This is a genomic window from Azotobacter armeniacus (genome assembly GCF_054779355.1).
Genome location: NZ_BAAGYK010000046.1, coordinates 1 through 17,371 on the forward strand (window position 1 = coordinate 1; position 17,371 = coordinate 17,371).

A 17,371-nucleotide genomic window follows, 5' to 3' on the forward strand; every position below is an offset into this window, starting at 1 on the left:
GTCACCCTGATCGCTCCGATCGCCATGGAAGACGGTCTGCGCTTCGCCATTCGCGAAGGCGGTCGTACCGTTGGCGCCGGCGTGGTTGCCAAAGTCATCGAGTAATCGATGCGGCGATAGGAAAAAGCCCCTTATGGGGCTTTTTCTATTGCTGATCCTTTTGTTGACACCCCAGGGGGGCATCCGTACAATTGCGCCTCCTTTTATCGGGCGTATTCCGCTCGGTAGGGTGCAACTTCGAGTCTGAGGTCAAAATGCAAAACCAACAAATCCGTATTCGGTTGAAGGCTTTTGACCATCGCCTGATTGATCAATCTACCCAGGAAATCGTGGAAACCGCGAAACGTACTGGTGCTCAGGTGCGTGGTCCGATTCCTCTGCCTACCCGCAAAGAGCGGTATACCGTTCTGATCTCGCCGCACGTCAATAAAGATGCGCGTGATCAGTACGAGATCCGTACCCACAAGCGCGTGCTGGATATCGTACAGCCGACCGACAAGACCGTCGATGCGCTGATGAAGCTCGATCTGGCGGCTGGCGTGGAAGTGCAGATCAGCCTCGGCTAAAACCGTCCAGGTTTTGGTCGTGTAACGCTCTGAAATGGGCGGCCATAGCGGGTGAAAGCCCCGTACACTGGAGAGGTTCAAGAAATGACTACTATTGGTGTAGTCGGTCGTAAGTGCGGCATGACCCGCATTTTCACCGAAGAAGGTGTCTCTATTCCGGTTACGGTCATTGAGATCGAGCCGAATCGTGTGACCCAATTCAAGAACGAAGAAAGCGACGGCTATCGTGCGGTGCAGGTCACTGTTGGCGAGCGCCGGGCTTCGCGCGTGACCAAGCCTCAGGCCGGTCACTTCGCCAAGGCGAATGTCGCAGCCGGCCGCGGTGTCTGGGAGTTCCGCCTAGAAGAGGGCGAGTACCACGCCGGTGACCTGGTCACCGCCGAGATTTTCCAGGCTGGACAACTGGTGGACGTTACCGGTCAGTCCAAGGGTAAAGGCTACGCCGGTACCATCAAGCGCTGGAATTTCCGCGGTCAAGACAATACCCACGGCAACTCCGTTTCCCACCGTGTTCCGGGCTCTATCGGCCAGTGCCAGACTCCTGGCCGAGTGTTCAAGGGTAAGAAAATGTCCGGTCATATGGGCGCCGAGCGCGTGACCGTGCAGTCCCTGGAAGTGGTTCGTATCGATGCTGAGCGTAATTTGCTGCTGGTCAAGGGTGCCGTTCCCGGCGCTACTGGCGGCGATGTGATCGTGCGTCCGGCGGCCAAGGCTCGCGGTTAAGAGGGGAAGCTGAGATGCAATTGAATGTGAATGGCGCTCAGGCGATCGAAGTCTCCGAGCGCACCTTTGGCGGTGAGTTCAACGAGACCCTCGTGCATCAGGCTGTCGTTGCCTATCTGGCGGGTGGTCGCCAGGGCAGCAAGCAGCAGAAGAATCGCTCCGATGTCAGAGGCGGCGGCAAGCGTCCCTGGCGGCAGAAGGGCACCGGCCGTGCGCGTGCCGGTACCAGCCGTGGTCCGATCTGGCGTGGCGGTGGCATGACCTTTGCTGCTCGCCCGCAGAACCACGAGCAAAAACTCAACAAGAAGATGTATCGTGCCGCTCTGCGCTCGATCCTGAGTGAGTTGGTGCGTCAGGAGCGCCTGGTCGTTGTTGAGGACTTCGCCGTAGATGCACCCAAGACCAAGAGCCTGGTAAGCAAACTGGGCAGCCTGGGTCTGAACGATGTGCTGATCGTCTCCGATGCTGTCGATCAGAACCTGTACCTAGCCGCGCGCAATCTGCCGCACGTCGACGTTCGCGACGTCCAGGGTTCCGATCCGGTCAGCCTGATCGCGTACGACAAGGTGCTGATTACCGTGTCGGCCGTGAAGAAATTCGAGGAGCTGCTGGGATGAACCAGGAACGCGTATTCAAAGTACTGCTTGGTCCGCACATCTCCGAGAAGGCCACCGTGCTGGCGGAAAGCAAGAAACAATTCGTTTTCAAGGTTGCCACCGATGCAACCAAGCTGGAAATCAAGAAGGCTGTCGAAGCCCTGTTCGACGTGAAGGTCGCGCGTGTCACCACCCTGAATGTCCAGGGCAAGACCAAGCGCACCGCTCGCGGTCTGGGCAAGCGCAACGACTGGAAGAAGGCATACGTCGCTCTTCAGGCCGGCCAAGATCTCGATTTCGCCAGCAGCGCTGAGTAAAGGGGTGCATCATGGCAATCGTTAAGTGCAAACCGACTTCCGCTGGCCGCCGCTTTGTGGTCAAGGTTGTCAACCAGGAGCTGCATAAGGGTGCTCCCTATGCGCCGCTGCTGGAAAAGAAGTCCAAGTCTGGTGGTCGTAACAACAACGGCCGCATCACCACTCGCCACATCGGTGGTGGTCACAAGCAGCACTATCGTCTGGTCGACTTCCGTCGCAACAAGGATGGCATCCCGGCCGTCGTCGAGCGTATCGAGTATGACCCGAACCGCACTGCACACATCGCGCTGCTGAAGTACGCTGATGGCGAGCGCCGCTACATCATCGCTCCCAAGGGCGTCGCCGCTGGAGACCAGCTGATTTCCGGCGTGAACGCACCGATCAAGGCGGGCAATACCCTGCCACTGCGCAACATCCCGGTCGGTTCCACCATTCATGGTATCGAGCTGAAGCCCGGCAAAGGCGCCCAGATGGCCCGCTCCGCCGGTGCTTCTGCCCAGCTGGTCGCTCGCGAGGGTGCCTATGTGACCCTGCGTCTGCGCTCCGGCGAGATGCGCAAGGTTCTGGCCGACTGCCGTGCGACTTTGGGTGAGGTCTCCAACTCCGAGCACAGCCTGCGTTCGCTGGGCAAGGCCGGTGCCAAGCGTTGGCGTGGTGTTCGCCCGACCGTCCGTGGCGTGGCGATGAACCCGGTAGACCACCCGCATGGTGGTGGTGAGGGTCGTACCTCGGGTGGTCGTCATCCAGTGTCGCCGTGGGGCTTCCCGACCAAGGGTGCGAAGACCCGGTCGAACAAGCGCACCGACAACATGATCGTCCGCCGCCGTAAGTAACTAGAGGGATACGACTGTGCCGCGTTCTCTGAAAAAAGGTCCTTTCATTGATCTTCACCTGTTGAAGAAGGTCGAAGTGGCGGTGGAAAAGAATGATCGCAAGCCGGTTAAGACCTGGTCGCGTCGTTCAATGATCCTGCCGCAGATGGTCGGTCTGACCATCGCCGTGCATAACGGCCGTCAGCATGTCCCGGTGCTTATCAGCGAGGACATGGTTGGTCATAAATTGGGCGAATTTGCCGCTACCCGTACCTATCGTGGTCATGTGGCAGACAAGAAAGCCAAGCGTTAAGGGGTAAGGAAAGATGGAAGTAGCCGCTAAGCTGTCGGGCGCTCGAATCTCCGCCCAGAAAGCCCGCTTGGTCGCCGACCAGATCCGCGGGAAGAAGGTGGGCGATGCGCTCAATCTCCTGGCTTTCAGCAGCAAGAAAGCCGCCGAGATCATGAAAAAAGTGCTGGAGTCGGCCGTTGCCAACGCCGAGCACAACGAGGGCGCAGACGTGGACGATCTGAAGGTCTCCACCGTTTTCGTCAACGAAGGGCGTTCGCTTAAGCGCATCATGCCGCGCGCCAAGGGCCGTGCTGATCGCATCGTCAAGCGGTCTTGCCATATCACTGTCAAGGTTGCGGACAAGTAACGGAGTCGATCAGATGGGTCAGAAAGTACATCCCGTTGGCATCCGCCTGGGAATCGTCAAGGAGCACACTTCAGTTTGGTATGCAGACAAGCGCACATACGCGGATTATCTGTTTGCCGATCTGAAGGTCCGTGAGTACCTCCAAGACAAACTAAAAAGCGCGTCCGTGAGCCGTATCGATATTGCTCGTCCGGCTCAAACCGCACGCATCACCATCCATACCGCTCGTCCCGGCATCGTGATCGGCAAGAAGGGTGAGGATGTTGAGAAGCTGCGTCAGGACCTGACCAAGCAAATGGGTGTGCCGGTGCACATCAATATCGAAGAGATCCGCAAGCCGGAGCTCGACGGTATGCTGGTTGCTCAGAGCGTAGCTCAGCAGCTCGAGCGTCGCGTCATGTTCCGTCGTGCCATGAAGCGTGCGGTACAGAACGCCATGCGCATTGGTGCCAAGGGCATCAAGATCCAGGTGAGTGGTCGTCTGGGTGGTGCCGAGATCGCCCGTACCGAATGGTATCGTGAGGGTCGTGTGCCGCTGCACACTCTGCGCGCGGATATCGATTACGCCACCTACGAAGCACACACCACCTATGGTGTGATCGGCGTCAAGGTTTGGATCTTCAAGGGCGAGGTCATTGGTGGCCAGCACGAAGAGCTCAAGCCGCAAGCGCCTGCGCCTCGCAAAAAAGCTGCTAAGTAAGAGGAGTACGCAACATGCTGCAGCCCAAGCGTACAAAATTCCGCAAGCAGATGACCGGCCACAACCGGGGTCTGGCTCACCGTGGTAGCAAGGTCAGCTTCGGCGAGTTTGCTCTTAAGTCCGTGAGTCGCGGTCGTCTCACCGCTCGCCAGATCGAGGCCGCACGTCGCGCCCTGACCCGTCACGTCAAGCGTGGCGGCAAGATCTGGATCCGCGTATTCCCCGACAAGCCGGTTACCAAGAAGCCCCTTGAAGTGCGTATGGGTAAGGGTAAGGGCAACGTCGAGTACTGGGTAGCCCAGATCCAGCCGGGCAAGGTGCTCTACGAAATCGAGGGTGTTTCCGAAGAGCTGGCGCGCGAGGCTTTCGCCCTGGCAGCAGCCAAGCTGCCGCTCGCCACCACTTTTGTTAAGCGGACGGTGATGTGATGAAAGCGAATGAACTTCGTGAAAAATCGGCTGAGCAGCTGAGCGAGCAATTGCTTGGCCTGCTGCGCGACCAGTTCAATCTGCGCATGCAGAAGGCGACTGGCCAACTGGGGCAGTCTCACCTGCTCTCGCAAGTGAGGCGTGATATCGCTCGCGTCAAGACTGTGCTCAACCAGCAAGCAGGTAAGTGATCATGGCTGAAGCTCAGAAAACCGTTCGCACGCTGACCGGCCGTGTCGTAAGCGACAAAATGGACAAGACCATCACCGTCCTGATCGAGCGCCGCGTGAAGCACCCGATCTACGGTAAATACGTGAAGCGTTCGACCAAGCTGCACGCCCACGACGAAACCAACCAGTGCCGTATCGGCGACACGGTCACCATTCGCGAGACCCGTCCGCTGGCCAAGACCAAGTCCTGGATGCTGGTGGAAGTCGTCGAGCGCGCGGTGGAAGTCTAAGAGACTAAGGGTCGGAGAAAGTTATGATTCAGACTCAATCCATGCTCGACGTGGCCGACAACAGTGGTGCCCGTCGCGTCATGTGCATCAAGGTGCTGGGCGGCTCGCATCGCCGTTACGCCGGTATCGGCGACATTATCAAGGTGACTGTGAAGGAAGCGATTCCGCGCGGCAAGGTCAAGAAGGGCCAAGTCATGACGGCTGTGGTGGTTCGCACCAAGCACGGCGTGCGCCGCCCCGATGGCTCCATCATCCGCTTCGACGGCAATGCGGCAGTCCTGCTGAACAACAAGCAGGAGCCGATCGGCACTCGCATCTTCGGGCCGGTCACTCGTGAGCTTCGTTCCGAGAGGTTCATGAAGATCGTCTCGCTCGCCCCTGAAGTGCTGTAAGGAGAAGCCGTCATGCAAAAGATTCGTCGTGACGACGAGATCATCGTCATCGCCGGCAAGGACAAGGGCAAGCGCGGCAAGGTGCTCAAGGTTCTCGCTGACGACCGTCTGGTCGTCACTGGGGTCAACCTGATCAAGCGCCACAGCAAGCCGAACCCCATGCTGGGCGTCCAGGGCGGTATCGTCGAGAAGGAGGCGCCCCTGCACGTCTCCAACGTGGCCATCTTCAATGCCGAAACCAACAAGGCTGATCGCGTCGGTTTCAAGGTCGAAGACGGCAAGAAAATTCGTGTCTTCAAGTCGACCCAAAAGCCGGTTGATGCTTGAGCACTGCTAGGTAGATAACCATGGCACGACTAAAAGAGATTTACCGGAACGAGATCGCGCCCAAGCTGAAGAACGAACTTCAGCTGGCCAACGTGATGGAAATTCCGCGCATTACCAAAATCACTCTGAACATGGGGCTTGGCGAGGCAGTCGGTGATAAGAAGATCATCGAGAATGCTGTTGCTGACCTGGAGAGGATCACTGGTCAGAAGGCCGTGGTCACCTATGCCCGCAAGTCCATCGCTGGTTTCAAGATTCGCGAAGGCTGGCCGATCGGTGTCAAGGTGACGCTGCGTCGCGATCGCATGTACGAGTTCCTGGATCGCTTGCTCTCCATCTCCCTGCCGCGCGTGCGTGACTTCCGCGGCCTGAATGCCAAGTCCTTTGATGGTCGCGGTAATTACAGCATGGGTGTCAAAGAGCAAATCATCTTCCCGGAAATCGATTACGACAAGATCGATGCGCTGCGTGGTCTGGACATCACCCTGACCACCACTGCCAGTACCGATGATGAAGGTCGCGCTCTGCTGCGTGCCTTCAACTTCCCGTTCCGCAACTGACTGGAGCAGGCAATGGCCAAACAGAGTATGAAGAACCGCGAGCTGAAGCGTCAGCAAACGGTTGCCAAGTACGCCAAGAAGCGTGCCGAGCTGAAAGCGATCATCGCCAACCCGAACTCCGCTCCGGAGCAGCGTTGGGAAGCCCAGATCGCTCTGCAGAAGCAACCGCGTGACGCCAGCGCTTCGCGCCTGCGCAACCGCTGCCGTCTGACCGGTCGTCCCCATGGCGTCTACCGCAAGTTCGGTCTGGCTCGCAACATGTTGCGCCAGGCTGCCATGCGCGGTGATGTGCCCGGTCTGGTCAAGGCCAGCTGGTAAGTACATCTCGGGCTCGCGAAACTTTCGCTGAGTCTGTGTTACCTGAATCAAGCCCCTCTGGGGCTTGATTCTTTTTTGGACAGCCTCTAGGATGCTCGGCTCTCCTGATTCTTGATTTCTATCTGGAGTCAAGGTCAGGGGCTCAGGCCGCAAGGCTTTCTTTCTGTATCAGGAGCAATTAGCCCATGAGTATGCAGGACCCGTTAGCGGACATGCTAACTCGTATCCGTAATGCCCAGATGGCTGAGAAGACCGTCGTGAGTATGCCGTCTTCCAAGCTGAAGGTGGCTGTGGCCAATGTTCTCAAGAACGAGGGCTACATTTCGGATTATCAAATCAGCAGCGACATCAAGCCGCTGCTGTCCATCGAGCTCAAGTATTTCGAGGGCCGTCCGGTCATCGAGGAGCTCAAGCGCGTGAGTCGTCCTGGCCTGCGCCAGTACAAGTCCGTCGATCAACTGCCGAAAGTGCGTGGCGGTCTGGGCGTTTCGATCGTGTCCACCAACAAGGGTGTGATGACTGATCGTGCGGCCCGTGCTGCCGGTGTTGGCGGCGAAGTGCTCTGCACTGTGTTCTAAGGGGGGAACAGCATGTCTCGCGTTGCTAAGAACCCCGTCAAGCTGCCCGCTGGCGTAGAGATCAATCTGGCCGGTCAGCAGCTTTCGGTGAGGGGGGCCAAGGGCTCCCTCGAATTGAATGTGCATCCTTCCGTCGAAGTTATTCAGGATGCTGGTGAGCTGCGCTTCGCTGCCCGCAATGGCGATCAGCAGAACAGAGCCATGGCCGGTACCACCCGTGCACTCGTCAACAACATGGTGATCGGTGTCAGTCAGGGCTTCGAGCGCAAGCTGCAGCTGGTTGGTGTCGGTTACAAGGCGCAGGCCAAGGGGCAAGTCCTGTCTCTGGCGCTTGGCTTTTCCCATCCGGTGGATTACGAGCTGCCGCAAGGCATCACCGCAGAGACCCCGAGTCAGACCGATATCCTGATCAAGGGCATCGACAAGCAGCTGGTTGGTCAGGTGGCGGCTGAGATTCGCGACTTCCGCCGTCCCGAGCCGTACAAGGGCAAGGGTGTGCGGTATGCCGGCGAAGTGGTCCATCGCAAAGAAGCCAAGAAGAAGTAGGGCATAGCAAATGAGCGTAAAGAAAGAAACTCGTCTGCGTCGCGCTCGCAAGGCACGCCTGAAAATGCGCGAGCTGGAAACCGTACGCCTCTGCGTGTACCGCTCTTCCCAGCATATCTACGCCCAGGTCATCACGGCCGACGGCGGCAAGGTTCTGGCTTCTGCCTCGACCTTGGACAAAGAACTGCGTGACGCTGCCACCGGCAACGTCGATGCGGCCAAGAAGGTTGGCCAACTGGTAGCCGAGCGTGCGAAGGCCGCTGGCGTAACCCAGGTGGCATTCGACCGTTCTGGCTTCAAGTACCACGGTCGTGTCAAGGCACTGGCCGATGCTGCTCGTGAAGGCGGGCTGGAGTTCTAAGTTATGGCGAATAACGAGCAAAAGCGCGACGAGGGCTACATCGAGAAGCTGGTCCAGGTCAATCGCGTTGCCAAGACCGTCAAGGGTGGTCGCATCTTCACCTTTACCGCGCTGACTGTCGTTGGCGATGGTAAGGGCCGTGTTGGCTTCGGTCGCGGCAAGTCCCGCGAGGTCCCGGCTGCCATCCAGAAGGCCATGGAGGCTGCCCGCCGCAACATGATCCAGGTCGATCTGAGTGGTACTACTCTGCAATATCCGGTTAAGTCAGCCCATGGCGCTTCCCGGGTTTATATGCAACCTGCCAGTGAGGGTACTGGGATCATCGCTGGCGGTGCCATGCGTGCCGTTCTCGAGGTCGCGGGTGTGCAGAACGTTCTGGCCAAGTGCTACGGCTCGACCAATCCGGTGAACGTGGTTTACGCCACCTTCAAGGGTCTGAAGGAAATGCAGTCCCCTGAGTCAGTGGCCGCCAAGCGTGGCAAGAGCGTCGAGGAGATTCTCTGATCATGGCAACTGTCAAAGTCACTCTGGTCAAGAGTTTGAATGGCCGTCTGGTCAATCACAAGGCCTGTGTCAAGGGCCTGGGCCTGCGCCGCATCGGTCACACTGTTGAGGTTCAGGATACCCCTGAGAATCGCGGGATGATCAACAAGGCCCATTACCTGCTTCGTGTGGAGGGTTAATCCATGCAACTGAACGATCTGCGTTCCGCGCCGGGTGCACGGCGCGAGAAGCTGCGTCCGGGTCGTGGCATCGGCAGCGGCCTCGGCAAGACCGGTGGCCGTGGCCACAAAGGGCAGACATCCCGCTCTGGTGGTAGGATCGCGCCCGGATTCGAGGGCGGTCAGCAGCCTCTGCATCGCCGTCTGCCGAAGTTCGGCTTCACTTCTCTGAAAGCCATGGATCGTGCGGAAATCCGTACCTCCGAGCTCGCTAAGGTGGAAGGTGACGTCGTGACCCTGCAGACGCTGAAAGATGCCGATCTGGTCAATCAGAACGTCCGTCGCGTGAAGGTCATGCTGTCTGGCGAGGTAGGCCGGGCCGTTACTCTGAAGGGGATCGCCGTCACCAAGGGTGCACGTGCGGCCATCGAAGCAGCTGGCGGTAAGATCGAGGACTAAATGGCTAAGCAAGGTGCTCTCTCCGCACTCAGCAATGGCGGGCTGTCCGAGCTCTGGGCTCGGCTGCGATTCCTATTCCTGGCGATCATCGTCTATCGCATAGGCGCGCATATCCCGGTGCCAGGAATCAATCCCGACAGGCTGGCGGAACTGTTCCAACAGAACGAGGGAACCATTCTTAGCCTGTTCAACATGTTTTCCGGTGGTGCGCTGGAGCGGATGAGCATCTTCGCGCTGGGGATCATGCCGTACATCTCGGCGTCGATCATCATGCAGTTGATGACTGCGGTCAGTCCTCAGTTGGAGCAGTTGAAGAAGGAAGGCGAAGCCGGGCGCCGTAAGATCAGCCAATATACCCGTTACGGGACGCTTGCTCTGGCAGTCATCCAGGCCTTCGGCATGTCCGTCGGCCTGGCCAGTCAGGGTGTCGCCTTCGCCTCCGATTTCAGCTTCTACTTCGTGGCTGTGAGCACCTTCGTGGCTGGCGCGATGTTCATGATGTGGCTGGGCGAGCAGATTACCGAGCGAGGCGTTGGTAACGGCATCTCGATGCTGATCTTTGCCGGTATCGTGGCCGGTCTGCCTGCGGCGATCGGCCAATCCTTCGAGTCTGCTCGTCAGGGCGATATTAATATCATGGCCCTGCTTGCCATCGCGCTGCTGGCTGTGGCGATCATCGGCTTCGTGGTTTTCGTTGAGCGTGGCCAGCGACGCATCGCGGTGCACTATGCCAAGCGTCAGCAGGGCCGCAAGATCTTCGCTGCGCAGACCAGCCACTTGCCACTGAAAGTGAATATGGCAGGCGTCATCCCGGCCATTTTTGCCAGTAGTATCCTGCTGTTTCCAGCTTCGCTGGGCTCTTGGTTCGGTCAGTCGGAAGGCATGGGCTGGTTGCAGGATATAGCTCAGGCCATTGCTCCCGGTCAGCCGTTGAACATTCTGCTGTTCAGTGTAGGGATCATTTTCTTCTGCTTCTTTTATACTGCACTGATGTTCAATCCCAAGGATGTGGCGGAAAACCTGAAGAAATCCGGTGCCTTCATTCCTGGTATCAGGCCGGGTGAGCAGTCGGCGCGCTACATCGATGGCGTGCTGACCCGCTTGACCGTTTTTGGCGCTCTCTACATGACGGCGGTCTGTCTGCTACCGCAGTTCTTGGTGGTGGCAGCCAACGTGCCGTTCTATCTTGGCGGGACCTCGTTGCTGATCGTAGTGGTGGTTGTGATGGACTTCATGTCGCAAGTACAGTCGCACCTCGTTTCGCACCAGTACGAATCCCTGATGAAGAAAAGTAACCTGAAGGGCTATGGTGGCGGCATGCTCCGCTGATCGGTCCATAAGGTTCGAGGAGTTGGTGATGAAAGTTCGTGCATCGGTGAAGAAGCTGTGCCGCAACTGCAAGATCATCCGTCGCGACGGCGTCGTGCGCGTGATCTGCAGCGCGGAGCCGCGTCACAAGCAGCGCCAAGGCTGAGTGTGATCCTCGCGTAATGAGCCCGGCAGCTAGTGCGCTGCCGGGTTGATTCTTTTTTATTACAGCGCTAGTATCCTGCGCCCTATTTCTTGGCTTCCAGGGCGTGGGTAGCTGTCAATTGGAGTTCCAGTGAATGGCCCGTATCGCAGGCGTCAACATTCCGGATAACAAGCATACTGTTATCTCGCTGACCTACATCTATGGTGTCGGTCGCACCAGTGCACAGGCTATCTGTGCCGCTACCGGCGTCAATCCGGCAGCGAAAATCAAGGATCTCTCGGACGAGCAGATCGAGCAACTACGTGGCGAAGTGGCCAAACTCACTACCGAGGGTGACCTGCGCCGCGAAGTCAACATGAAGATCAAGCGCCTGATGGACCTGGGCTGCTACCGTGGCCTTCGCCATCGCCGTGGCCTGCCGGTTCGCGGTCAACGTACCAAGACCAACGCCCGTACCCGCAAGGGCCCGCGCAAGCCGATCCGCAAGTAATCGCGTTCGCGAATCGACAGGAATCTAATCATGGCAAAACCTGCTGCTCGTCCTCGTAAGAAAGTCAAAAAGACCGTGGTGGATGGCATTGCCCACATCCATGCATCTTTCAACAACACCATCGTGACCATCACCGACCGCCAGGGTAATGCCCTTTCTTGGGCAACATCCGGCGGTTCCGGCTTCCGTGGTTCGCGTAAGAGCACCCCGTTCGCTGCCCAGGTGGCTGCCGAGCGTGCCGGTCAAGCTGCTCTGGAGTACGGCCTGAAGAACCTCGACGTGAACGTCAAGGGGCCCGGCCCGGGTCGCGAGTCCGCCGTACGTGCCCTCAATGCCTGTGGTTACAAGATTGCCAGCATTACCGACGTGACCCCGATCCCGCATAACGGCTGCCGCCCGCCGAAGAAGCGTCGCGTGTAATTAGGAGACAGTGAAGAATGGCACGTTACATTGGTCCCAAATGCAAACTGTCCCGTCGCGAAGGCACTGATCTGTTCCTGAAGAGCGGCTCCCGTGCACTCGAATCCAAGTGCAACGTCGAGTCGGCTCCCGGTATTCATGGTCAGCGCCGTAGTCGTCTGTCCGAATACGGTACCCAGCTGCGCGAGAAGCAGAAAGTCCGCCGTATCTACGGTGTGCTGGAGCGCCAGTTCAGCGGTTACTACAAGGAAGCCAGCCGTCGCAAGGGTTCCACCGGCGAAAATCTGTTGCAGCTGCTTGAGTGCCGTCTGGACAACGTCGTGTACCGCATGGGCTTCGGTGCCACTCGCGCCGAGTCCCGTCAGTTGGTTTCGCACAAGGCTATCACTGTCAATGGTCAGGCCGTGAACATTCCGTCCTATCAGATCAAGGCCGGTGATGTCGTAGCCGTTCGCGAGAAAGCCAAGAACCAACTGCGCGTCGCCCAGGCTCTCGAACTCTGCGCCCAGCGCGGTCGCGTCGAGTGGGTTGAAGTGGATACGGAGAAGAAGTCTGGCGTGTTCAAGAGCGTGCCGGCTCGCAGCGACCTGTCCGCCGACATCAACGAAAACCTGATTGTCGAGCTCTACTCCAAGTAAGGGCTAGAAAATAGGTATATCCATGCAGAGTTCGGTAAATGAGTTCCTGACCCCCCGTCACATCGATGTGGAGGCGGTCAGTCCGACCCGCGCCAAGATCACGCTCGAGCCCTTGGAGCGCGGTTTTGGGCATACCCTGGGCAACGCCCTGCGTCGCATCCTGCTGTCCTCCATGCCCGGCTGTGCAATAGTCGAGGCCGAGATAGACGGTGTGCTTCATGAGTACAGTGCCATCGAAGGCGTGCAGGAAGATGTCATCGAGATCCTGCTCAACCTGAAGGGCCTCGCCATCAAACTGCATGGTCGCGACGAAGTCACGCTGAACTTGAGCAAGAAGGGCTCTGGCGCGGTCACCGCTGCCGATATTCAGCTGGATCATGATGTCGAAATCATCAACGGTGGCCATGTAATCGCCAACTTGGCGGACAACGGTGTACTGAATATGAGGCTCAAGGTGGCTCGCGGTCGTGGCTATGAGCCCGCCGATGCCCGCCAGAGCGACGAAGACGAAAGCCGTAGTATCGGTCGTCTGCAGCTTGACGCCTCCTTCAGCCCGGTCCGTCGTGTTGCTTACGTGGTGGAAAACGCCCGCGTCGAGCAGCGCACTAACCTGGACAAGCTGGTCATCGATCTGGAGACCAACGGTACCCTGGATCCCGAAGAGGCCATCCGCCGTGCCGCGACCATTCTGCAGCAGCAGCTGGCCGCATTCGTCGACCTCAAGGGTGACACTGCACCGGTCGTGGTCGAGCAGGAAGACGAGATCGATCCGATCCTTCTGCGCCCGGTCGACGACTTGGAGCTTACCGTACGTTCAGCCAACTGCCTGAAGGCGGAGAACATCTACTACATCGGTGACCTGATTCAGCGCACCGAAGTGGAGCTGTTGAAGACTCCGAACCTGGGCAAGAAGTCCCTGACCGAAATCAAGGACGTTCTGGCTTCCCGTGGTCTGTCCCTTGGTATGCGTCTCGACAACTGGCCGCCGGCAAGTCTGAAGAAGGACGACAAGGCTACGGCCTGAACGTCATAACCACCGAACGCACAAGTTTGGTAAGGAATTAAACCATGCGTCATCGTAAAAGTGGCCGTCACCTGAGCCGCACCAGCGCACACCGCAAGGCCATGTTCCAGAACATGGCGGTGTCGCTGTTCGAGCACGAACTGATCAAAACTACCCTGCCCAAGGCCAAGGAGCTACGTCGGGTTGCCGAGCCGCTGATCACCTTGGCCAAGGATGACAGCGTCGCCAACCGTCGCCTGGCTTTCGATCGTACCCGCTCGAAGTCTGCCGTCGGCAAGCTGTTCAACGATCTGGGCAAGCGCTACGCTAACCGTCAGGGTGGCTATCTGCGCATCCTGAAATGCGGTTTCCGCGCTGGCGACAACGCGCCCATGGCCTACGTCGAACTAGTTGACCGTCCAGTCGCTGGTGAGATCGAAGCTGCCGAATAAGCGTTTCGCAGTTGAAGAAAAACCGGGCTAAGGCCCGGTTTTTTATTGATTGTCGTTTCCTATACCACTGCTTAAATTAATGAATTATCAGCTATCGGGCCGCTTCGCTATTCTTTCGCCCGGCGGCAGGACTTGAACGAAAGGAGAATAACGTGAGCGAAGCAAACATACTGACCACCGCCAGTGATATCCCGGTCGCCGATAACCAGAACTCCCGCTCCGCAGGGGAGCGGCTCTGCTTCTGGACGACGTCCATCTCGTCGAGAAACTCACTCACTTCAATCAGGAAGTAATACCCGAGCGCCGCGTGCATGCGAAGCGTTCCGTTGCGCCAGCTGGCTCCCGTCATCAAGGCCGATCCGGTCTACTGTGAGGCTATCGCCCGTGGTCTGGGTATCGGCCCGAGCGAATGAGCGAATGAAAAGCCGGCCCCGCAAGGGGCCGGCTTTTTGCTTTGAGTGCCAAGGTCAGGCCCGGTCACGCTTCAGCAAAGGCTTGAGAAAGTGTCCGGTATGGGATTGCTCCATCTGCGCAATATCTTCGGGCGTCCCCGTGCCGATGATCTTGCCGCCTCGCGAGCCGCCCTCGGGGCCGAGGTCGACAATCCAGTCGGCCGTCTTGATCACGTCCAGATTGTGCTCGATCACCACCACGGTATTGCCGTGGTCGCGGAGGCGGTGCAGCACATCCAGCAATTGCTGGATGTCGGCGAAGTGCAGGCCGGTGGTGGGCTCATCGAGGATGTACAGCGTTTTGCCGGTGTCGCGCTTGGACAGCTCGCGCGACAGCTTGACGCGCTGTGCCTCGCCTCCGGACAGCGTCGTGGCGCTCTGGCCCAGGCGAATATAGGAAAGACCGACGTCGATGAGCGTCTGCAGCTTGCGCGCTACCGCCGGCACGGCGTTGAAGAAGTCGCGGGCCTCCTCGATGGTCATTTCCAGCACCTCATGGATATTCCGTCCCTTGTACTTCACCTCGAGTGTCTCGCGGTTATAGCGCTTGCCCTTGCAGACGTCGCAGGGGACATAGATGTCCGGGAGGAAGTGCATCTCTACCTTGATCACGCCGTCGCCCTGGCAGGCCTCGCAGCGTCCGCCCTTGACATTGAAGGAGAAGCGCCCGGGGTTGTAGCCGCGCGAGCGTGACTCCGGCACCCCGGCGAACAGCTCGCGGATCGGCGTGAATAATCCGGTATAGGTGGCCGGATTCGAGCGCGGCGTACGGCCGATCGGGCTCTGGTCGATGTCGACGACCTTGTCCAGATGCTGCAGGCCGTCGAAGCTGTCGTGCGGGGCGGTTTCCAGCGCGCTGGCGCCATTCAGTGCAGTGGCGGTGAGGGGGAACAGGGTGTTGTTGATCAGCGTCGACTTGCCCGAGCCGGATACCCCGGTGATGCAGGTCAGCAGGCCCACCGGGATTTCCAGGTCGACGTTCTGCAGGTTGTTGCCGCACGCGCCCTTGAGCTTCAGCAGTTTCTTGGCATCGCGAGGTGTACGGTTGCCCGGCACGGGGATCTTCACCCGGCCGGAGAGGTACTTGCCGGTCAGCGAGTCGGGGTGGGCCATTACCTCGGCTGGCGTACCCTCGGCGACGATGCGCCCACCGTGCACTCCGGCGCCGGGGCCTATGTCAACCAGATAGTCGGCCAGACGGATGGCATCCTCGTCGTGTTCGACCACGATCACCGTGTTGCCCAGATTGCGCAGATGGGTGAGGGTGGCCAGCAGACGCTCGTTGTCGCGCTGGTGCAGGCCGATGGACGGCTCGTCGAGGATGTACATCACCCCGACCAGGCCGGCGCCGATCTGGCTGGCCAGGCGGATACGCTGTGCCTCGCCGCCCGACAGGGTGTCGGCACTACGATCCAGGGTCAGGTAGTCGAGGCCGACGTTGACCAGGAACTGCAGGCGCTCGCGGATTTCCTTGAGGATCTTCTCGGCGATCTCGCCGCGCCGGCCGCTCAGATGCAGGTCGGCGAAATAGCCGCAAGCATCGCCCACGGGCAGCGCGGTGACCGCCGGCAGGGTCTTTTTGCCGACCCAGACATGTCGCGCCTCGCGGCGCAGGCGGGTACCGCGACAGTCCGGGCAGGGTTGGCTGCTGAGCAGCTTGGCCAGCTCCTCGCGCACGCTGGCGGACTCGGTCTCGCGGTAGCGACGCTCGAGGTTGGAAATGATCCCTTCGAACGGATGGGCCCGGACGACGATATCGCCGCGGTCGTTGAGATAGCGGAACTCGATGTTCTCGCGGCCGCTGCCCTGCAGCAGGACCTTCTGCAGGGCGGCCGGCAGCTCCTCGAACGGCTCTTCGAGGCTGAAACCGTAGTGCGCGGCCAGTGAGCCGAGCATCTGGAAGTAGTAGACGTTGCGCCGGTCCCAGCCGCGGATCGCGCCCCCGGCGAGGGACAACTTGCCATTGACCAGCCGGCGCGGATCGAAGAATTGCTTGACGCCCAGGCCGTCGCAGGAAGGGCAGGCGCCGGCCGGGTTGTTGAAGGAGAACAGCTTGGGCTCCAGTTCGCCGATCGAGTGCCCGCAGTGCGGGCAGGCGAAGCGCGCGGAGAAGATCAGCTCATCGGCGGCCTCGCCCTCCATTGGAGCCACCAGGGCGATGCCGTCGGCCAGTTTCAGGGCGGTCTCGAAGGATTCAGCCAGGCGTTGCTGCAGGTCGCCGCGCACCTTGAAGCGGTCTACCACCACCTCGATGCTGTGCTTCTTCTGCTTGTCGAGTTTCGGCAGATCGTCCAACTCGTAGAGCTTGTCGTCGACCCGTGCGCGGATGAAGCCTTGGGCGCGCAGCTCGTCGAATACCGACAGGTGCTCTCCCTTGCGCTCGCGGATCACCGGCGCCAGCAGCATCAGCCTGCTTCCCTCAGGCAGCGCCAGCACCTGGTCGACCATCTGGCTGACGGTTTGTGCCTCCAGCGGTACGTCGTGTTCCGGGCAGCGCGGGGTGCCGACGCGGGCGTAGAGCAGGCGCAGGTAGTCATAGATTTCGGTGATGGTGCCGACAGTGGAGCGCGGGTTGTGCGAGGTGGACTTCTGCTCGATGGAGATCGCCGGCGACAGGCCCTCGATGGCGTCGACATCGGGTTTTTCCATCATCGACAAGAACTGCCGGGCGTAGGCCGAGAGGGATTCGACGTAGCGGCGCTGGCCCTCGGCATAGAGGGTGTCGAAGGCCAGCGAGGACTTGCCTGAGCCGGACAGGCCAGTGATGACGATCAGCTTGTCGCGGGGCAGGGTCAGGTCGATGTTCTTCAGGTTGTGGGTGCGCGCCCCACGGATCAGGATCTTGTCCAAAGCGGCCTCGCATGGCGGGCGGAAATCCGCGAGTATACGGCGCGCTGCAGGAGGGCGGGCAACGCTTGGCCGGCGGTGCGTGCCTTTGGCATGGGCTGGCCGGGCAGCGGCTGGTAGAATCGCGCATT

30 protein-coding genes and 1 pseudogene are annotated in these 17,371 nt (G+C 59.5%); 30 read left to right on the forward strand and 1 reads right to left on the reverse strand.

Annotated features, from left to right (window positions below; genetic code table 11):
* The 30 genes and pseudogenes from ACYVD0_RS10045 to ACYVD0_RS10190 form a co-directional block, all read left to right on the forward strand.
* Nucleotides 1-105: EF-Tu C-terminal domain-related protein (locus ACYVD0_RS10045; protein ID WP_460426748.1), on the forward strand; the 105-nt coding region annotated here is incomplete at its 5' end.
* Between the two features lie 149 nt (nt 106-254).
* The gene (gene rpsJ, locus ACYVD0_RS10050; RefSeq protein ID WP_003243886.1) at nt 255-566 is read left to right on the forward strand and encodes a 30S ribosomal protein S10; all 312 of its coding nucleotides are present in this window, start codon (nt 255-257) and stop codon (nt 564-566) included.
* Between the two features lie 84 nt (nt 567-650).
* Nucleotides 651-1,289 carry a large ribosomal subunit protein uL3 gene (gene rplC, locus ACYVD0_RS10055; RefSeq protein WP_460426697.1) on the forward strand — a complete coding sequence of 213 codons (639 nt, stop codon included), beginning with the start codon at nt 651-653 and terminating at the stop codon, nt 1,287-1,289.
* A gap of 14 nt (nt 1,290-1,303) precedes the next feature.
* Complete coding sequence (gene rplD / locus ACYVD0_RS10060) at nt 1,304-1,906, forward strand: 50S ribosomal protein L4 (RefSeq protein ID WP_460426698.1); 603 nt, start codon at nt 1,304-1,306, stop codon at nt 1,904-1,906.
* A complete protein-coding gene (rplW, locus tag ACYVD0_RS10065) occupies nt 1,903-2,202 on the forward strand; it encodes an uL23 family ribosomal protein (RefSeq protein ID WP_460426699.1) in 300 nt (99 codons plus the stop codon). Before rplD ends, rplW begins: the two co-directional genes overlap by 4 nt.
* Before the next feature lie 11 nt (nt 2,203-2,213).
* Nucleotides 2,214-3,035: a large ribosomal subunit protein uL2 gene (gene rplB / locus ACYVD0_RS10070; RefSeq protein WP_460426700.1), complete on the forward strand. Its 822-nt coding sequence runs from the start codon at nt 2,214-2,216 to the stop codon at nt 3,033-3,035.
* Nucleotides 3,036-3,051: 16 nt separating this feature from the next.
* Nucleotides 3,052-3,327, forward strand: coding sequence for a 30S ribosomal protein S19 (gene rpsS, locus ACYVD0_RS10075; RefSeq protein ID WP_460426701.1), 276 nt, complete (start codon nt 3,052-3,054; stop codon nt 3,325-3,327).
* A 13-nt stretch (nt 3,328-3,340) separates the two neighbouring features.
* Nucleotides 3,341-3,673: a 50S ribosomal protein L22 gene (rplV, locus tag ACYVD0_RS10080; RefSeq protein WP_003304070.1), complete on the forward strand. Its 333-nt coding sequence runs from the start codon at nt 3,341-3,343 to the stop codon at nt 3,671-3,673.
* Nucleotides 3,674-3,686: 13 nt separating this feature from the next.
* A complete protein-coding gene (gene rpsC, locus ACYVD0_RS10085; protein WP_039806143.1) occupies nt 3,687-4,373 on the forward strand; it encodes a 30S ribosomal protein S3 in 687 nt (228 codons plus the stop codon).
* A 14-nt stretch (nt 4,374-4,387) separates the two neighbouring features.
* Nucleotides 4,388-4,801 carry a 50S ribosomal protein L16 gene (gene rplP, locus ACYVD0_RS10090; protein WP_012699309.1) on the forward strand — a complete coding sequence of 138 codons (414 nt, stop codon included), beginning with the start codon at nt 4,388-4,390 and terminating at the stop codon, nt 4,799-4,801.
* Entirely contained in the window at nt 4,801-4,992 is a 192-nt protein-coding gene (rpmC, locus tag ACYVD0_RS10095) for a large ribosomal subunit protein uL29 (protein ID WP_460426702.1), read from the forward strand. Before rplP ends, rpmC begins: the two co-directional genes overlap by 1 nt.
* Before the next feature lie 2 nt (nt 4,993-4,994).
* Nucleotides 4,995-5,261, forward strand: coding sequence for a 30S ribosomal protein S17 (gene rpsQ / locus ACYVD0_RS10100; RefSeq protein ID WP_012699311.1), 267 nt, complete (start codon nt 4,995-4,997; stop codon nt 5,259-5,261).
* 23 nt (nt 5,262-5,284) lie between these two features.
* The gene (gene rplN, locus ACYVD0_RS10105; RefSeq protein ID WP_460426703.1) at nt 5,285-5,653 is read left to right on the forward strand and encodes a large ribosomal subunit protein uL14; all 369 of its coding nucleotides are present in this window, start codon (nt 5,285-5,287) and stop codon (nt 5,651-5,653) included.
* Between the two features lie 12 nt (nt 5,654-5,665).
* Nucleotides 5,666-5,980 carry a 50S ribosomal protein L24 gene (rplX, locus tag ACYVD0_RS10110; RefSeq protein WP_460426704.1) on the forward strand — a complete coding sequence of 105 codons (315 nt, stop codon included), beginning with the start codon at nt 5,666-5,668 and terminating at the stop codon, nt 5,978-5,980.
* Between the two features lie 20 nt (nt 5,981-6,000).
* Nucleotides 6,001-6,540, forward strand: a complete 540-nt coding sequence (gene rplE / locus ACYVD0_RS10115; protein WP_460426705.1) for a large ribosomal subunit protein uL5 — start codon at nt 6,001-6,003, stop codon at nt 6,538-6,540.
* Between the two features lie 12 nt (nt 6,541-6,552).
* Complete coding sequence (rpsN, locus tag ACYVD0_RS10120; protein ID WP_039806130.1) at nt 6,553-6,858, forward strand: 30S ribosomal protein S14; 306 nt, start codon at nt 6,553-6,555, stop codon at nt 6,856-6,858.
* A gap of 185 nt (nt 6,859-7,043) precedes the next feature.
* Nucleotides 7,044-7,436 carry a 30S ribosomal protein S8 gene (rpsH, locus tag ACYVD0_RS10125; RefSeq protein WP_460426706.1) on the forward strand — a complete coding sequence of 131 codons (393 nt, stop codon included), beginning with the start codon at nt 7,044-7,046 and terminating at the stop codon, nt 7,434-7,436.
* A 12-nt stretch (nt 7,437-7,448) separates the two neighbouring features.
* Nucleotides 7,449-7,982, forward strand: a complete 534-nt coding sequence (gene rplF / locus ACYVD0_RS10130; protein ID WP_460426707.1) for a 50S ribosomal protein L6 — start codon at nt 7,449-7,451, stop codon at nt 7,980-7,982.
* Between the two features lie 10 nt (nt 7,983-7,992).
* Nucleotides 7,993-8,343 carry a 50S ribosomal protein L18 gene (rplR, locus tag ACYVD0_RS10135; RefSeq protein WP_039806123.1) on the forward strand — a complete coding sequence of 117 codons (351 nt, stop codon included), beginning with the start codon at nt 7,993-7,995 and terminating at the stop codon, nt 8,341-8,343.
* Between the two features lie 3 nt (nt 8,344-8,346).
* Nucleotides 8,347-8,847, forward strand: coding sequence for a 30S ribosomal protein S5 (rpsE, locus tag ACYVD0_RS10140; RefSeq protein WP_012699319.1), 501 nt, complete (start codon nt 8,347-8,349; stop codon nt 8,845-8,847).
* Between the two features lie 2 nt (nt 8,848-8,849).
* A complete protein-coding gene (gene rpmD / locus ACYVD0_RS10145; protein WP_460426708.1) occupies nt 8,850-9,026 on the forward strand; it encodes an uL30 family ribosomal protein in 177 nt (58 codons plus the stop codon).
* A gap of 3 nt (nt 9,027-9,029) precedes the next feature.
* A complete protein-coding gene (gene rplO, locus ACYVD0_RS10150; RefSeq protein ID WP_460426709.1) occupies nt 9,030-9,464 on the forward strand; it encodes a large ribosomal subunit protein uL15 in 435 nt (144 codons plus the stop codon).
* Nucleotides 9,465-10,793: a preprotein translocase subunit SecY gene (secY, locus tag ACYVD0_RS10155; protein WP_460426710.1), complete on the forward strand. Its 1,329-nt coding sequence runs from the start codon at nt 9,465-9,467 to the stop codon at nt 10,791-10,793.
* Nucleotides 10,794-10,821: 28 nt separating this feature from the next.
* Nucleotides 10,822-10,938: a 50S ribosomal protein L36 gene (gene rpmJ / locus ACYVD0_RS10160; RefSeq protein WP_003281814.1), complete on the forward strand. Its 117-nt coding sequence runs from the start codon at nt 10,822-10,824 to the stop codon at nt 10,936-10,938.
* A gap of 133 nt (nt 10,939-11,071) precedes the next feature.
* Nucleotides 11,072-11,428 carry a 30S ribosomal protein S13 gene (gene rpsM / locus ACYVD0_RS10165; protein WP_460426711.1) on the forward strand — a complete coding sequence of 119 codons (357 nt, stop codon included), beginning with the start codon at nt 11,072-11,074 and terminating at the stop codon, nt 11,426-11,428.
* A 30-nt stretch (nt 11,429-11,458) separates the two neighbouring features.
* Complete coding sequence (rpsK, locus tag ACYVD0_RS10170) at nt 11,459-11,848, forward strand: 30S ribosomal protein S11 (protein ID WP_003093689.1); 390 nt, start codon at nt 11,459-11,461, stop codon at nt 11,846-11,848.
* Nucleotides 11,849-11,865: 17 nt separating this feature from the next.
* Nucleotides 11,866-12,486, forward strand: a complete 621-nt coding sequence (gene rpsD, locus ACYVD0_RS10175; RefSeq protein ID WP_460426712.1) for a 30S ribosomal protein S4 — start codon at nt 11,866-11,868, stop codon at nt 12,484-12,486.
* Nucleotides 12,487-12,508: 22 nt separating this feature from the next.
* On the forward strand, nt 12,509-13,510 hold the full coding sequence (locus ACYVD0_RS10180; protein ID WP_460426713.1) for a DNA-directed RNA polymerase subunit alpha: 1,002 nt from the start codon (nt 12,509-12,511) through the stop codon (nt 13,508-13,510).
* A gap of 44 nt (nt 13,511-13,554) precedes the next feature.
* Nucleotides 13,555-13,941 (forward strand): bL17 family ribosomal protein, encoded by a 387-nt coding sequence (gene rplQ, locus ACYVD0_RS10185; RefSeq protein ID WP_460426714.1) that lies wholly within the window; start codon nt 13,555-13,557, stop codon nt 13,939-13,941.
* Nucleotides 13,942-14,093: 152 nt separating this feature from the next.
* Nucleotides 14,094-14,272, forward strand: a pseudogene (locus ACYVD0_RS10190) (catalase); the annotation flags it as partial.
* A 136-nt stretch (nt 14,273-14,408) separates the two neighbouring features.
* Here the strand turns inward: ACYVD0_RS10190 and uvrA are convergent.
* Complete coding sequence (gene uvrA, locus ACYVD0_RS10195; protein ID WP_460426715.1) at nt 14,409-17,243, reverse strand: excinuclease ABC subunit UvrA; 2,835 nt, start codon at nt 17,241-17,243, stop codon at nt 14,409-14,411.
* Nucleotides 17,244-17,371 lie beyond the last annotated feature (128 nt).